This is a genomic window from Pseudoxanthobacter soli DSM 19599 (assembly GCF_900148505.1).
In the GTDB taxonomy this organism is placed as follows: domain Bacteria; phylum Pseudomonadota; class Alphaproteobacteria; order Rhizobiales; family Segnochrobactraceae; genus Pseudoxanthobacter; species Pseudoxanthobacter soli.
In genome coordinates this window covers 444563-460576 of the sequence record NZ_FRXO01000005.1, presented here as the reverse complement: position 1 = coordinate 460576, position 16014 = coordinate 444563, and the positions used below count along the sequence as shown (strand labels likewise).

The window sequence follows — 16014 nt, the reverse complement described above, 5'->3', positions numbered from 1 at the left end:
ATCGCCGCCGTCAGCGACGTCTTGCCATGGTCAACGTGACCAATCGTCCCGATGTTGCAGTGCGGCTTGGTCCGCGCAAATTTCTCTTTCGCCATCGGCGTGCTCCGTCAAATGCGAGTTGTCAGGTCTGCGAGCGTTGTTTCGATCCGGAGGCTCAGGCGTACTTCGCCTGAACTTCCTGGGCGACGGCCTGCGGCACCTGATCGTAATGATCGAACAGCATCGTGTAGCTGGCGCGGCCCTGGCTCATGGACCGCAGGGTATTCACGTAGCCGAACATGTTGGCGAGCGGCACCATCGCGTTCACGATCTGCGCGTTGCCGCGCGTATCCGTGCCCGAGATCTGGCCACGCCGGGAGTTCACATCGCCGATCACCGAGCCGAGATAGTCCTCGGGGGTGGTGATCTCGACGCGCATGATCGGCTCGAGAAGAACCGGACCGGCCTTCTGCAGCGCTTCACGGAACGCGGCCCGCGAGGCGATTTCGAAGGCGAGAGCCGAAGAGTCGACCTCGTGATAGGCACCGTCGATCAGCTCGACCTTGACGTCGACGATCGGGAAGCCCGCGACCACACCCGAACCGAGAACGGACTCGAGGCCCTTCTCGACGCCGGGGATGTATTCCTTCGGCACCGAACCGCCGACGATCTTCGATTCGAACTCGAAGCCCTTGCCGACCTCGTTCGGCTCGACCACGAACTTCACCCGCGCGAACTGGCCGGTACCACCGGTCTGCTTCTTGTGGGTGTAGTCCACCTCGACCCGGCGGGTGATCGTCTCGCGGTAAGCCACCTGGGGCGCACCGACATTGACGTCCACCTTGTAGGTGCGGCGCAGGATGTCGACCTTGATGTCGAGGTGCAGTTCGCCCATCCCCTTGAGGATGGTCTGGCCGCTTTCCTGATCCGTGGACACGCGGAACGACGGGTCCTCGGCCGCCAGCTTGAAGAGGGCGATCGCCATCTTCTCCTGGTCACCCTTGGTCTTCGGCTCGACCGCGATCTCGATGACGGGGTCCGGGAACTCCATCTTCTCGAGGATCACCGGGGAAGCCGGGTCGCACAGGGTGTCGCCGGTGCGGGTTTCCTTCAGGCCGGCCAGCGCGATGATGTCGCCGGCGTTGGCCTCTTTGATGTCTTCGCGGCTGTTCGCATGCATCAGCAGCATGCGGCCGACGCGCTCACGCTTCTCGCGCGGCGAGTTCAGGAGCGACATGCCGCTCTCGATCTTGCCGGAATAGATGCGGCAGAAGGTCAGCGAGCCCACGAACGGGTCGTCCATGATCTTGAAGGCGAGCATGGCGAGCGGCTCGTCGTCGGTCGAATGACGAACGGTGTCCGCGCCGGTCTTGCCGTCGATACCCTTGATCGGCGGAACGTCGACCGGGCTCGGCAGGTAGTCCACCACCGCGTCGAGCAGCGTCTGGACGCCCTTGTTCTTGAACGCCGAGCCGCACAGCACCGGATAGAACGCGCCGTGAAGCACGGCCTTGCGGATCAGGCGCTTCAGCGTCGCTTCGTCCGGGGTCTCACCCTCGAAGAACGCCGCCAAGACTTCGTCGTCGAGCTCGACCGCGGCCTCGATGAGGGCGGCACGATACTCTTCGGCCTTGTCCTTCAGGTCGGCCGGGATCTCGATCTCCTTGAAGGTCGCACCCTTGTCCTCGTCGCTCCACACGACGCCGATCATGCGCACCAGATCGATCAGGCCCTTGAAGTCCGACTCGGCGCCGATCGGCAGCTGGATCGCCACCGGCTTCGCGCCGAGGCGCTCGACGATATCGTCGAGGCAGCGGTAGAAGTCCGCGCCGGTCTTGTCCATCTTGTTGCAGAACACGATCCGCGGGACGTGGTACTTGTCGCCCTGACGCCACACGGTCTCGGTCTGCGGCTCCACGCCCTGGTTGGAGTCGAGCACGCACACGGCACCGTCGAGCACACGCAGCGAACGCTCGACTTCGATGGTGAAGTCGACGTGGCCGGGGGTGTCGATGATGTTCAGGCGCTTGCCGTTCCACGTGGTCGTGGTGGCGGCGGACGTGATGGTGATGCCGCGCTCCTGCTCCTGCTCCATCCAGTCCATCGTCGCGGCGCCGTCATGGACTTCGCCGATCTTGTGGGACTTGCCGGAGTAGTAGAGCACGCGCTCGGTCGTGGTGGTCTTGCCGGCATCGATGTGGGCCATGATGCCGAAGTTGCGGTAGTCCTCGATCTTGTGCGTGCGCGCCATGACGGGGTGCCTTTCAGACTCGAACGAAGCTCGGGATTACCAGCGATAGTGCGAGAACGCGCGGTTGGCTTCCGCCATCCGGTGCGTGTCTTCACGCTTCTTCACGGCAGTGCCGCGGTTGTTCGAGGCGTCCAGCAGCTCGCCGGACAGACGCTCGATCATGGTCTTCTCGTTGCGGGCACGGGCGGCCGAGATCAGCCAGCGGATCGCCAGCGCCTGACGACGCTCGGTGCGAACCTCGACCGGCACCTGATAGGTGGCACCGCCGACGCGACGCGACCGCACTTCGATCTGCGGCATGACGCGGTCGAGCGCGGTGTGGAACACCTCGATCGGCTCCTGCCGGGTCTTGGCGCGGATGATGTCGAACGCACCGTAAACGATGGATTCCGCGGCGGACTTCTTGCCGTCGCGCATCACGCTGTTCATGAACTTCGACACGACAAGATCGCCGAACTTCGGATCCGGCAGGATCTCCCGCTTCTCTGCGCTGTGACGACGAGACATCGATCTCGATCCTTCGCCTTGAACTTCTTTCCAGCGGCGTCGGGAGGCGGCCTCTCGGGCCAAGCTCTCCACATCGCCGCTCTCGGACGACCCGGCGCGAACGCCGGATGTGAAACTTGGTCTCGCGGCTTACTTGGGCCGCTTGGCGCCGTACTTCGAACGGCGCTGCTTGCGGTCCTTGACGCCCTGGGTATCGAGCACGCCACGCAGAACGTGGTAGCGCACGCCCGGAAGGTCCTTCACGCGGCCGCCGCGGATCATGACGACCGAGTGCTCCTGAAGGTTATGGCCTTCACCAGGGATGTAGCCGATCACTTCGAAGCCGTTGGTGAGGCGCACCTTGGCGACCTTACGAAGCGCCGAGTTCGGCTTCTTCGGGGTCGTCGTGTAGACGCGCGTGCACACACCACGCTTCTGCGGGTTCTGCTCCAGCGCGGGAACCTTGTTCCGCTTCGCAGGAGCCTGCCGCGGGTTGCGGATCAGCTGGTTGATCGTCGGCATGCTTCCGTTCCGTACTCTTCAGCTCAAGCGTTCCGTCTGCCGCCCGGAAACGACGTTCCGATTCAGCCACGCGAATGGAGGCCGCAGTCCTGCGGACATCTCCGCCGGACAGGGCCCACGATCCAGAGGATCACGGTTTCCCGCGATCATGGCTTGATCGTCATGTCACCCAGTGGTCACGACAGCGTTTAAGCCGACTGGATCCGCCGCTTTCGCGTCGCTTGCTGGTTCAGAGAACCGGGCGACTGCGCGTCATGGATACGATCGAGGCTTACCGCCTGCCGTCAAAGTGCGCGGAACCTAGACTTTCGCTTCCGCCCCGTCAATAGGTTCAGGCGTTCCGCGGAAAAAATTCCCGGCCCGCCGCAACGCTTTCGTAACCAAGCGTCGACACGCAAGATCGTACCATTCGACGCGGCCGTCACGCAATCTTCTCAGTCGCGCGGGCCGATGAAAGGCCGAGGCGGCATCGCCACCGCGGAATCGGCCGCCCCCTCCCCTTCCAGTCGACGAGCCACCAACGGCCGATTCCCGAATCCGGTCCGCGCCGGCTCACATTCGAATTGGAGTGATTCCTATTATTGCGAACGATTCGCATTTCTATTGCCACCTTGCGGGAATCGCGCGATGGTTCCGGCGGCCTGGAACATCGCGCGCCCTTGCGCGTTAAAGCCCGGACGCGCCTCGGGTCTGTCGCGCGCCGTTGCTCCAAGACTTACGCAAGACCGAGACCGACCATCGCGGAGGATTGCCATGACCCCGCCCGTTCCGGCCCGTGCCAACCACCGCCCGGGTGCGGCCTCTCCCGGTGCGCTCTCGCCCGGTGCACTCTCGCCCAGTGCGCTCTCCTGGAGCCGTTCCGTCGCGAGCGGCGTGATGTTCGCGCGCCACGCCTCCGCGCTTCAGGCTCTGCGCGAGGAAGCCAACGCCACCAAGTGGCGGATCGTGGAACTGGCGCAGGCCGCGCTGTTCGGCGGCCTCGCGACCTTCCTCTGCTATCAGGCGATCGGCGCCGTCGCCTTCTGACCTGCCGCTTGGCGACAGGCTGACAGCTCCGCTCCGCCCAGCGCATCCCCTCCCAAGACACCCAAGGCGACCCGCTGCGTCGCCCTCCCAGGACATCCGGCGCTGCAAAAGGAAACGGGCCGCCCTCGCAAGAAGGCGGCCCGTTCCGATTCCAGCCGTTCGATCATCGCCTCGGCGATCATCGCCCCGGCCTGTTTGCCCCTGGCGGGGAGGATCGCTCCTCCCCGGCCGTCGCGGGATCACTCCGCGGGATTGCTCGACAGATCGACCAGCGCCGGGTTGCCGAGCACCTGATCGGCCGCGCCGACATTGCCCGCCCGCCGGCGCTCCTCGATGATGAGCTCGTCGCGGCGTCCGGCGATCTCGCGAAGCCGCGCGATCGTGGCGCCGGTGCCGGCCGGGATCAGGCGGCCGACGATGACGTTCTCCTTCAGGCCCTCGAGCGGATCGGTCTTGCCGTTGACGGCCGCCTCGGTCAGCACGCGGGTCGTCTCCTGGAACGACGCGGCCGAGAAGAACGACCGGGTCTGCAGGCTCGCCTTGGTGATGCCGAGCAGCACCGGGGCACCGGAAGCCGGCTTCTTGCCTTCCGACTTCGCCTTCTCGTTCAGCACGTCGAGATCGATGCGGTCCACCTGCTCGCCGGGGAACAGCTCGGTCTCGCCCGCGTCGGAGATCTCGACCTTCTGCAGCATCTGGCGGACGATCACCTCGATGTGCTTGTCGTTGATCTGCACGCCCTGAAGCCGGTAGACCTCCTGGATTTCGTTGACGAGGTAGGCGGCCAGCGCCTCCACGCCACGAATGGCCAGAATATCGTGCGGCGCCGGGTTGCCGTCGAGGATGAAGTCGCCCTTCTCGATGGTGTCGCCATCCTGCAGGTGGATGTGCTTGCCCTTCGGGATCAGGTACTCCACCGGCTCCAGCGAACCGTCATGCGGCTCGATGATGACGCGGCGCTTGTTCTTGTAGTCCTTGCCGAACCGCACCGTGCCGTCGACTTCCGCGATGATCGCGTGGTCCTTCGGCCGCCGTGCCTCGAACAGCTCCGCCACCCGCGGCAGACCGCCGGTGATGTCGCGGGTCTTGGCGCTCTCCAGCGGGATACGGGCGAGAACGTCGCCCGCACGCACCGTCGAGCCCGGCTCGACCGAGAGGATCGCGTCGACCGCCAGCAGGTAGCGCGCCTCGCCGCCCTTCGACAGCTTCAGCGGCTTGCCGTCGGCGCCCTTCACCACGACCGCAGGCTTCAGATCCTGCGCGCGGGTGTTGGAGCGCCAGTCGATCACGACGCGCTTGGTGATGCCGGTGGCCTCGTCGGCGGACTCCGTCACGGAGGCGCCTTCCACCAGATCCTCGTAGCCGGCGATGCCGTCGACCTCGGTGATCACCGGGCGGGTATAGGGGTCCCACTCGGCGATACGCTGGCCGCGCTTCACCACGTCACCGTCGTCGACGTGCAGGCGCGCGCCGTAGGTGATGCGGTTGACCGCACGCTCGGTGCCGTCCTTGTCGAGCACGACCACCGCGAGGTTGCGGCCCATGACGATGAGCTTGCCCTCGCTGTCGCGAACGACGTTGCGGTTGCGGATCTTCACCGTGCCCTCGAACGAGGACTCGATGAAGGACGAGTCGACCACCTGCGCCGTGCCACCGATGTGGAACGTGCGCATGGTGAGCTGGGTGCCCGGCTCGCCGATGGACTGCGCCGCGATGACGCCGACCGCTTCGCCGAGATTGACCGGCGTGCCGCGGGCGAGGTCGCGACCGTAGCAGGCGCCGCAGACGCCGGCCTTGGACTCGCAGGTCAAGACCGAGCGGATGCGCGCGGACTGCACGCTCGCCTTCTCGACGCGCTCCACGTCCTTCTCGTCGATGAGCTTGCCGACCGGGACCAGCACCGTGCCCGTCGCCGGATCGGTGATGTTCTCCGCCGCGGTGCGGCCGAGAATGCGCATGCCGAGCGAGGCGACCACGGTGCCGGCGTCGACGACGGCCGTCATCTTGATGCCGCCCGTCGAACCGCAATCGTACTCGGTCACGATCGAGTCCTGCGCCACGTCGACGAGACGGCGGGTCAGGTAGCCCGAGTTCGCGGTCTTCAGCGCGGTGTCGGCCAGACCCTTGCGGGCGCCGTGGGTGGAGTTGAAGTACTCCATCACCGACAGGCCTTCCTTGAAGTTCGCGATGATCGGCGTCTCGATGATCGAGCCGTCCGGCTTGGCCATCAGGCCGCGCATGCCGGCGAGCTGCTTCATCTGCGCCGGCGAACCGCGGGCACCGGAGTGGCTCATCATGTAGATCGAGTTGATGTGCTTGTGCCGGCCGTTGTCGTCCATCTGAACGGCCGAAATGCGCTTCATCATCTCGTCGGCGACGCGATCCGTGCACTTCGCCCAGGCATCGACGACCTTGTTGTACTTCTCACCCTGAGTGATCAGGCCGTCGGAGTACTGCTGCTCGTATTCCTTGGCGAGCTGGCGGGTTTCCTCGACGAGCCGCTCCTTGGTGTCCGGGATCACCATGTCGTCCTTGCCGAACGAGATGCCGGCCTTGAACGCGTTGGAGAACCCGAGCGACATGATGCGGTCGCAGAAGATCACCGTCTCCTTCTGCCCGCAGGCACGGTAGACCGTGTCGATCATGGCCGAGATCTGCTTCTTGGTCATGAGCTGGTTGCAGACGTCGAACGGCACGCCGGGATGACGCGGCAGCAGATCGCCGATCATCATGCGGCCCGGGGTCGTCTCGTAGATCTTCGAGACCGGGTTGCCGTTGGCGTCCACGGTCTTGAAGCGGCCGCGGATCTTGGTGTGGAGCGTGATCGCCTTGGACTCGAGCGCGTGCTGCAACTCGCCGAGATTGCTGAACGCCGACCCTTCGCCGGGCTCCTTCTCCGCCATGATGGACAGATAATAGAGACCGAGCACGATGTCCTGCGACGGCACGATGATCGGCGCGCCGTTCGCCGGGTGCAGGATGTTGTTGGTCGACATCATCAGCACGCGGGCTTCGAGCTGGGCTTCCAGCGACAGCGGCACGTGCACCGCCATCTGGTCGCCGTCGAAGTCCGCGTTGAAGGCCGAGCACACCAGCGGGTGAAGCTGGATCGCCTTGCCTTCGATCAGCGTCGGCTCGAACGCCTGGATGCCCAGGCGGTGCAGCGTCGGCGCGCGGTTCAGCATCACCGGATGCTCGCGGATCACCTCGTCCAGGATATCCCAGACTTCCGGCTTTTCCTTCTCGACGAGCTTCTTGGCCTGCTTCACCGTCGACGAATAGCCCTTGGCGTCAAGCCGCGAATAGATGAACGGCTTGAACAGCTCGAGCGCCATCTTCTTCGGCAGGCCGCACTGGTGCAGCTTCAGCTCCGGACCCACCACGATCACCGAGCGGCCGGAATAGTCGACGCGCTTGCCGAGCAGGTTCTGGCGGAAGCGGCCCTGCTTGCCCTTCAGCATGTCGCTGAGCGACTTCAGCGGACGCTTGTTGGCGCCGGTGATGACGCGGCCGCGGCGGCCGTTGTCGAACAGCGCATCGACCGCTTCCTGAAGCATGCGCTTCTCGTTGCGGATGATGATGTCCGGCGCGCGCAGCTCGATCAGCCGCTTCAGACGGTTGTTGCGGTTGATGACGCGGCGGTAGAGGTCGTTCAGGTCCGAGGTCGCGAACCGGCCGCCGTCGAGCGGCACCAGCGGACGCAGATCGGGCGGCATGACCGGGATGACGGTCATGATCATCCACTCGGGCTTGTTGCCCGAGTCCATGAACGCCTCGATCAGCTTCATCCGCTTGGCGAGCTTCTTCGGCTTGAGGTCCGAGGTCGACTCGGCGATCTCGACGCGAAGCTGGTCGCGGATCTGCTCCAGGTTCAGGCTGCGCAGGATCTCGCGGATCGCCTCGGCGCCGATCATGGCGGTGAAGGAATCGTCGCCGTACTCGTCCTGGGCGCGCAGATACTCCTCCTCCGTCAGAAGCTGATGCAGCTTCAGCGGGGTGAGGCCCGGCTCCAGAACGCAGTAGTGCTCGAAATAGAGAATCCGCTCCAGGTCCTTCAGCGTCATGTCGAGCAGCATGCCGATGCGGCTCGGGAGCGACTTCAGGAACCAGATGTGCGCGACGGGGGCGGCGAGCTCGATGTGGCCCATCCGCTCGCGGCGGACGCGCGACAGCGTCACCTCGACGCCGCACTTCTCGCAGATCACGCCCTTGTACTTCATGCGCTTGTACTTGCCGCACAAGCACTCGTAGTCCTTGATAGGGCCGAAGATGCGCGCGCAGAACAGGCCGTCGCGTTCCGGCTTGAACGTACGGTAGTTGATCGTCTCGGGCTTCTTGATCTCGCCGTAGGACCACGACAGGATCTTTTCCGGGCTGGCCAGAGCGATCTTGATGTTATCGAAGGTCTGCACCGGAGCCTGCGGATTGAACAGGTTCATGACCTCTTGGTTCATCGGCTCTCTCCTTCGCATCGGCGAGGACGAAGCGGGCTCCGTATGAGCTCCGGCCGTCGCATCGCCGTCAAATCCAGTTTCAGTCGTCTCGGTCGGCCGGTCGCAGCCGGTTCAGGCCGCGACCGGGTCGGCGAAGCCGCGGATCACTCCGCGGCGTCGGCCTGATCTTCCTCGGAATTGCCGGCCTGACGCTTGCCGTCGACCAGCTCGACATTGAGGCCGAGCGAACGCATTTCCTTGACGAGCACGTTGAACGACTCGGGGATGCCGGCCTCGAAGGTGTCGTCGCCGCGGACGATCGCCTCGTAGACCTTGGTGCGGCCGGCGACGTCGTCCGACTTCACCGTCAGCATCTCCTGCAGCGTATAGGCCGCGCCATACGCCTCGAGCGCCCACACCTCCATTTCGCCGAAGCGCTGGCCGCCGAACTGCGCCTTGCCGCCCAGCGGCTGCTGGGTCACGAGCGAGTACGGGCCGATCGAACGAGCGTGGATCTTCTCGTCGACCAGGTGGTGCAGCTTCAGCATGTAGATGTAGCCAACCGTCACCGGGCGGTCGAACTGCTCGCCGGTGCGTCCGTCGAACAGCCGCGACTGACCGGAGCGGTGCAGGCCCGCACGCTCCAGCATCTCGACGATGTCCGGCTCGTGGGCGCCGTCGAACACCGGCGTCGCGATCGGCACGCCCTTGCGCAGGTGCTCGCCGAGCGAGACCAGCGAGTCGGTGTCGTACTCGGCGATCGGCTCGCGGCCGTCGTCGAACACCTCGACCAGCGTCGTCTTCAGCGGCGCCACGTCGCCCGACTTGCGGTAGGCGTCGACGAGTTCGCCGATCTGCCTGCCCATGCCGGCGCAGGCCCAGCCCAGATGCGTCTCGAGGATCTGGCCGACATTCATGCGGCTCGGCACGCCGAGCGGGTTCAGCACGATGTCGACGTGGGTGCCGTCCTCGAGGAACGGCATGTCCTCGCACGGCACGATCTTCGACACGACGCCCTTGTTGCCGTGACGGCCGGCCATCTTGTCGCCCGGCTGGATCTTGCGCTTCACGGCGATGAAGACCTTGACCATCTTCATCACGCCGGGAGGCAGCTCGTCGCCGCGCTGCAGCTTCTCCACCTTGTCGATGAAGCGCTGCTCAAGGCGCTTGCGGCTCTCGTCGTAGGACGCGCGCAGGCCCTCGATCTGGGTCATCAGCTGGTCGTCGGCGACGGCGAACTGCCACCACTGCGACCGGGAGACCTCGATCAGCGCACCGCGGTTGATCTCGGTGTCCTTCTTGAAGCCCTTCGGGCCGGCCACCGCGACCTTGCCGTCCAGCATCTCGGCCAGACGGCCATAGACGTTGCGGTCCAGGATCGCCTGCTCGTCGTCGCGGTCCTTGGCGAGGCGTTCGATCTCCTCGCGCTCGATCGCCATGGCGCGCTCGTCCTTCTCGACGCCGTGGCGGTTGAACACGCGCACCTCGACGACCGTGCCCTGCACGCCCGGGGGCACGCGCAGCGAGGTGTCGCGGACGTCGGAGGCCTTCTCGCCGAAGATGGCGCGCAGAAGCTTCTCTTCCGGCGTCATCGGGCTCTCGCCCTTCGGCGTGATCTTGCCGACGAGGATGTCGCCCGCCTGCACTTCGGCGCCGATATAGGTGATGCCGGCTTCGTCGAGGTTCTTCAGCGCCTCTTCCGACACGTTCGGAATGTCGCGCGTGATTTCCTCAGGCCCGAGCTTGGTGTCGCGGGCCATCACCTCGAATTCTTCGATGTGGATCGACGTGAACACGTCGTCCGACACGATCCGCTCGGAGAGAAGGATCGAGTCCTCGAAGTTGTAGCCGTTCCACGGCATGAACGCGACGAGCACGTTGCGGCCGAGCGCCAGATCGCCGAGATCGGTGGACGGACCGTCGGCGATGATGTCGCCCTTGCGCACGACGTCGCCCACCCGCACCAGCGGACGCTGGTTGATGCAGGTGTTCTGGTTCGAGCGCTGGAACTTCTGCAGCCGGTAGATGTCGACGCCCGAACGGGCCGTCTCCAGATCCTCGGTCGCGCGGATAACGATACGGGTGGCGTCCACCTGATCGATCACGCCGCCGCGGCGGGCCGCGATGGCCGCGCCGGAATCCCGCGCCACGACCGCTTCCATGCCGGTGCCGACGAACGGCGCCTCGGCGCGCACCAGCGGCACGGCCTGACGCTGCATGTTCGAGCCCATCAGCGCGCGGTTGGCGTCGTCGTTCTCAAGGAACGGGATCAGCGCCGCGGCGACCGACACGAGCTGCTTCGGCGACACGTCCATGTAGTCGACGCGATCGGGCGACACCATCATGACGTCGCCGGCATGGCGGCAGATCACCAGGTCTTCCGTCAGGCGGCCGGCGGCGTCGAGTTCCACGTTCGCCTGGGCGACGTAGTACTTCGATTCCTCCATGGCCGACAGATAGATGACCTCGCTCGTCACCGCGCCGTCGATCACCTTGCGATAGGGCGCCTCGATGAAGCCGTACTTGTTCACCCGCGCGAAGGTGGCGAGCGAATTGATCAGGCCGATGTTCGGGCCTTCCGGCGTCTCGATCGGGCAGATGCGGCCATAGTGCGTCGGATGCACGTCGCGCACCTCGAAGCCGGCGCGCTCGCGCGTCAAGCCGCCCGGGCCAAGCGCCGAGAGGCGGCGCTTGTGGGTGACTTCCGACAGCGGGTTGTTCTGGTCCATGAACTGCGACAGCTGCGAGGACCCGAAGAACTCGCGCACGGCGGCAGCCGCCGGCTTGGCGTTGATCAGGTCCTGCGGCATCACCGTGTCGATCTCGACCGACGACATGCGCTCCTTGATCGCGCGCTCCATGCGCAGGAGGCCGACGCGATACTGATTCTCCATCAGCTCGCCGACCGAACGCACACGGCGGTTGCCGAGATTGTCGATGTCGTCGATCTCGCCACGACCGTCGCGCAGGTCGACGAGCGTGCGGATGACGGCGATCACGTCCTCGCGGCGCAGCACGCGGATGTTGTCCGGGCAGTCCAGATCGAGGCGCATGTTCATCTTCACGCGGCCGACCGCGGAGAGGTCGTAGCGCTCGGAATCGAAGAACAGCGAGTGGAACATCGCCTCGGCGGTGTCGAGGGTCGGCGGCTCGCCCGGGCGCATCACCCGGTAGATGTCGAACAGCGCTTCCTCGCGGCTCTCGTTCTTGTCGACGGCCAGCGTGTTGCGGATGTAGGCGCCGACATTGATGTGGTCGATGTCGAGCACCGGGATCTCGTCGAAGCCCTCGCCGATCAGACCGGCCAGCATCTTCTCGGAAATTTCGTCGCCGGCCTCGGCATAGATCTCGCCCGTGGACGGGTTGACCAGGTCCTCGGCGAGATACTGCCCGTAGAGCTGCTCGTCGGTGATCTTCAGGGCCTTCAGGCCCTTCTCGGCGAGCTGGCGGGCGGCGCGCGCGGTGAGCTTGCGGCCCATCTCGATCACGAGTTCGCCGGTGTCGGCGTCGACGAGATCGATCGGCGCCTTCATGCCGCGCATGCGCTGGGCATCGTAAGGCATGCGCCAGCCGTCGCCGTCACGGGTGTAGACGACGCGCTTGTAGAACGTGTTGAGGATCTCCTCGGCGTCGAGGCCGAGCGCCATCAGCAGCGACGACACCGGGATCTTGCGGCGGCGGTCGATGCGGGCGTGCACGATGTCCTTGGCGTCGAACTCGATGTCGAGCCAGGAGCCGCGATAGGGAATGATGCGGCCGGCGAACAGCAGCTTGCCCGAGGAATGGGTCTTGCCGCGGTCGTGATCGAAGAACACGCCCGGCGAACGGTGCATCTGCGAGACGATGACGCGCTCGGTGCCGTTGACGATGAAGGTGCCGTTGTCCGTCATGAGCGGCATGTCGCCCATGTAGACGTCCTGCTCCTTGATGTCCTTGACGGACTTGGCGCCGGTATCCTCGTCCACGTCGAACACGATCAGGCGCAGCGTCACCTTCAGCGGCGCGGCAAAGGTCATGCCACGCTGCCGGCACTCGTCGACGTCGTATTTCGGCGGCTCGAACTCGTAGCGTACGAACTCGAGCAGCGAGGTGCCGGCGAAATCGGAAATCGGGAACACCGACTTGAAGACCGACTGGAGGCCTTCGTCCGGGCGGCCGCCCGTGGGTTCGTCGACCAGCAGGAACTGGTCGTAAGACGCCTTCTGAACCTCGATCAGGTTCGGCATCTCGGCGACTTCGCGGATTTTTCCGAAGAACTTGCGGATCCGCTTGCGACCGGTGAACGAATGGGCCTGAAGAGCCTGTGCGTTAAGAGCCTGCGCCATAAGTCGCTCCTCGTCTCGCGTCGGTGGACGACCATCGGAACCGTCGGCAGGAGGGTCGCTTTGGACCGCCGACGCTTCGGAGAGTCGTCCCGTCTGAACCTGCCGCCCCGGAGCCGAAACGCTCCGCCGCGGTCTGCTGCGGTCGGGTCCCGCGAGGGACCTTCCCGTCAAATGCCGATCCGGGACGCCCGCAACGAGCGCCCCGGACCGATCTTCCTGAAGTCGAGGAAGATTACTTCACTTCGACCTTGGCGCCGGCGTCTTCGAGCTTCTTCTTCAGCTCGTCGGCCTCGGCCTTGGAGACGGCTTCCTTCACCGCCTTCGGGGCGCCTTCGACCAGGTCCTTGGCTTCCTTCAGGCCGAGGTTGGTGATGGCGCGGACTTCCTTGATCACGTTGATCTTCTTGTCGCCGGCGTCGACGAGGATCACGTCGAACTCGGTCTTCTCCTCGACGACCGGGGCGGCATCGCCGCCGCCGCCCGGGATCGCCGCAACGGCGACCGGGGCAGCCGCGGAGACGCCCCACTTCTCTTCGAGCAGCTTGGAGAGCTCGGCGGCTTCCAGCACGGTCAGGGTCGACAGCTCTTCGACGAGCTTCGCGAGATCAGCCATTTCATTAACTCCAGTCGGTTCGTACCGTTAGATTGATGGGGTGACGCGTGAACGGCCTCAGGCCGCTTCGTCCTTCGTGGCATACGCGTTGAAAACACGCGCGAGCTGGCCGGCCGGGGCCTGCAGAACCCCGGCGATGCGGGTGGCGGGCGTGTTGATCATGCCGACCAGGCGAGCGCGGAGCTCGTCCAGCGACGGCATGGTCGCAAGCGCCTTGACGCCTTCCGCATTGAGGGTCTGACGTCCGAGCGCGCCGCCGAGGACGACGAACTTGTCGTTCCCCTTGGCGAACTCGACCGCGATCTTCGGCGCGGCCACCGGGTCCGCCGAATAGGCGATGACCGTCGGACCGGTGAACAAGCCGGAGATGCCCTCAGCTTCGGTGCCTTGAAGGGCAAGCTTGACGAGGCGGTTCTTCGCGACCTTCAGGGATGCTCCCGCAGCCTTCATGCGCCCGCGCAGGGCCGACATCTGGGCGACGGTGAGACCCTGATAGTGGGCCACGACGACCACGCCGGTGTTCTCGAACACCCCGTGGAGCGACGTGACAAGCTCTCGCTTTTCCGCTCTATCCACTTGCCTCACTCCAAATGGCGCACGGAAAATCCATGCGCCGGTTGCCATTGCCGCCTTCATCCTTCGAACGCATTCGCGGAACTCGGGTCGGCGCTCTCGATGCCTGCCCGCCCGCGAACGCGCCAATGGCGTGCCGCAAGGCTAACGGTGCGAACCGGAAAAGCCGCGCGGACGGCGCGGGCGTTCAACCCCGCGTGCCGCGTGGTCGTGAATCCGGTCCCATCCCGCCTATGCAGGCCCCCGCGGGGCTTAAGCGATGCCCGCGCCTTCGGAAGAAGGAAGCGGACGGACGCACCTGCAGTCTCGGACAGGTCCAGGCCGTCGACGCCGGGTTGCCCCGCCGTTTCCGGCCCGGTCTCCCCATCGGCGAACGAGCGCCGACGGGCCTTGGGATCGCCCCCGCGCCGCGAGCGGTGCGGCGGGGATCCAATTCATGTCTGCGGAACGTCTCCCCGCCCCGAATGTTTCCATCCGCCGGGGATGCGTCCGCGCCGCCCGGCGGAAGCCGGACGGGCTTGCGTCGGACGCCGCGCCCTCAGGCGCTGGCGAGCGTCGCCGGGTCGACCTTCACGCCGGGACCCATGGTCGAGGACAGCGCGACGCGCTGCACGTAGGTGCCCTTGGCGCCGGCCGGCTTGGCACGCACCACCGCATCCGCGAGCGCGCGGATGTTCTGGGCGAGCGCGTCGACCTCGAACGAGGCCTTGCCGATACCGGCGTGGATGATGCCGGCCTTCTCGACGCGGAACTCCACGGCGCCGCCCTTGGCGTCGCGCACGGCGGTCTTGAGGTCGTTCGTCACGGTGCCGACCTTCGGGTTCGGCATCAGGCCGCGCGGGCCGAGCACCTTACCGAGGCGGCCGACGAGCGGCATCATGTCCGGGGTCGCGATGCAGCGATCGAAATCGATCGCGCCGCCCTGGATGGTCTCCAGCAGGTCCTCGGCGCCGACGATGTCGGCACCGGCGGCGCGGGCTTCGTCAGCCTTGTCGCCGCGGGCGAACACCGCGACGCGGACCGTGCGGCCCGTGCCGTTCGGCAGCACGCAAACGCCGCGGACCATCTGGTCGGCGTGACGCGGGTCGACGCCGAGATTGATCGCGACTTCGACGGTCTCGTCGAACTTCGCGGTCGCCCGGTCCTTCACGAGCTTCAGAGCCTCGTCGAGGCCATAGAGCTTCTCGCGGTCGATGCCCTGGCGAGTGGCGCTGATGCGCTTGGCGAGCTTTGCCATCGTCAATTACCCCACCACCTCGAGGCCCATCGAACGGGCGGAACCTTCGATCATGCGCTGAGCGGCATCGAGATCCGTGGCGTTCAGATCCTTCAGCTTCTTCTCCGCGATCTCACGGCACTGGGCGGCCGTGACCTTGCCGGCCATGGCGCCCTTGCCCGGAGTCTTGGACCCGGACGAGATGCCGGCAGCCTGCTTCAGGAAGTGGCTGACGGGCGCGGTCTTGATCTCGAACGTGAACGACTTGTCCGAGAAATAGGTGATCACGACCGGGCACGGCTGACCCTTCTCGAGGTCCTGCGTGCGGGCGTTGAACTCCTTACAGAACATCATGATGTTCAGGCCGCGCTGGCCAAGCGCGGGGCCGATCGGCGGAGACGGGGCAGCGGAGCCCGCCTTCACCTGCAGCTTGATATAGCCGTCGATTTTCTTCGCCATTGCTCTCTCCCGTCGGGACCCCTTCCCGACCGTTGCGCCGGACACCGTCCGGCGGGATCGGGGCGGTTCGGACCGGGGATGCCGGCGTCAGCATCCATTTCCTCCCGCCCCTCGCTCATCCGCCCCGCCGC

At 65.7% G+C, this 16014-nt stretch carries 11 protein-coding genes; 1 reads left to right on the top strand and 10 read right to left on the bottom strand.

The window, feature by feature from the left end:
* The 4 genes from BUF17_RS22620 to rpsL all read right to left on the bottom strand — a co-directional run.
* Positions 1 to 95, bottom strand: a 95-nt coding sequence (locus tag BUF17_RS22620; protein WP_139221393.1) for a GTP-binding protein, incomplete at its 3' end; no start/stop codon positions are given.
* Between the two features lie 59 nt (positions 96 to 154).
* Complete coding sequence (gene fusA / locus BUF17_RS14835; protein ID WP_073629975.1) at positions 155 to 2230, bottom strand: elongation factor G; 2076 nt, start codon at positions 2228 to 2230, stop codon at positions 155 to 157.
* 36 nt (positions 2231 to 2266) lie between these two features.
* Positions 2267 to 2737, bottom strand: a complete 471-nt coding sequence (gene rpsG, locus BUF17_RS14830) for a 30S ribosomal protein S7 (protein ID WP_073629973.1) — start codon at positions 2735 to 2737, stop codon at positions 2267 to 2269.
* Positions 2738 to 2866: 129 nt separating this feature from the next.
* Complete coding sequence (gene rpsL / locus BUF17_RS14825) at positions 2867 to 3238, bottom strand: 30S ribosomal protein S12 (protein WP_073629971.1); 372 nt, start codon at positions 3236 to 3238, stop codon at positions 2867 to 2869.
* A 753-nt stretch (positions 3239 to 3991) separates the two neighbouring features.
* On the opposite strand from rpsL, the gene BUF17_RS14820 reads away from it, so the two are divergent.
* Positions 3992 to 4264, top strand: coding sequence for a hypothetical protein (locus BUF17_RS14820; RefSeq protein ID WP_073629969.1), 273 nt, complete (start codon positions 3992 to 3994; stop codon positions 4262 to 4264).
* Positions 4265 to 4503: 239 nt separating this feature from the next.
* Here BUF17_RS14820 and rpoC read toward each other — a convergent pair whose 3' ends face one another.
* From rpoC to rplK, 6 genes are all read right to left on the bottom strand, one after another.
* Positions 4504 to 8718: a DNA-directed RNA polymerase subunit beta' gene (gene rpoC / locus BUF17_RS14815; RefSeq protein ID WP_073629967.1), complete on the bottom strand. Its 4215-nt coding sequence runs from the start codon at positions 8716 to 8718 to the stop codon at positions 4504 to 4506.
* A 143-nt stretch (positions 8719 to 8861) separates the two neighbouring features.
* Positions 8862 to 13022, bottom strand: coding sequence for a DNA-directed RNA polymerase subunit beta (gene rpoB / locus BUF17_RS14810; RefSeq protein WP_073629965.1), 4161 nt, complete (start codon positions 13020 to 13022; stop codon positions 8862 to 8864).
* Between the two features lie 232 nt (positions 13023 to 13254).
* Positions 13255 to 13635 (bottom strand): 50S ribosomal protein L7/L12, encoded by a 381-nt coding sequence (rplL, locus tag BUF17_RS14805; RefSeq protein WP_073629963.1) that lies wholly within the window; start codon positions 13633 to 13635, stop codon positions 13255 to 13257.
* Between the two features lie 57 nt (positions 13636 to 13692).
* Entirely contained in the window at positions 13693 to 14211 is a 519-nt protein-coding gene (gene rplJ / locus BUF17_RS14800; RefSeq protein ID WP_073629961.1) for a 50S ribosomal protein L10, read from the bottom strand.
* 535 nt (positions 14212 to 14746) lie between these two features.
* On the bottom strand, positions 14747 to 15445 hold the full coding sequence (gene rplA, locus BUF17_RS14795) for a 50S ribosomal protein L1 (RefSeq protein ID WP_073630089.1): 699 nt from the start codon (positions 15443 to 15445) through the stop codon (positions 14747 to 14749).
* Positions 15446 to 15451: 6 nt separating this feature from the next.
* Positions 15452 to 15883, bottom strand: a complete 432-nt coding sequence (gene rplK / locus BUF17_RS14790) for a 50S ribosomal protein L11 (RefSeq protein ID WP_073629959.1) — start codon at positions 15881 to 15883, stop codon at positions 15452 to 15454.
* Between the last annotated feature and the right edge of the window lie 131 nt (positions 15884 to 16014).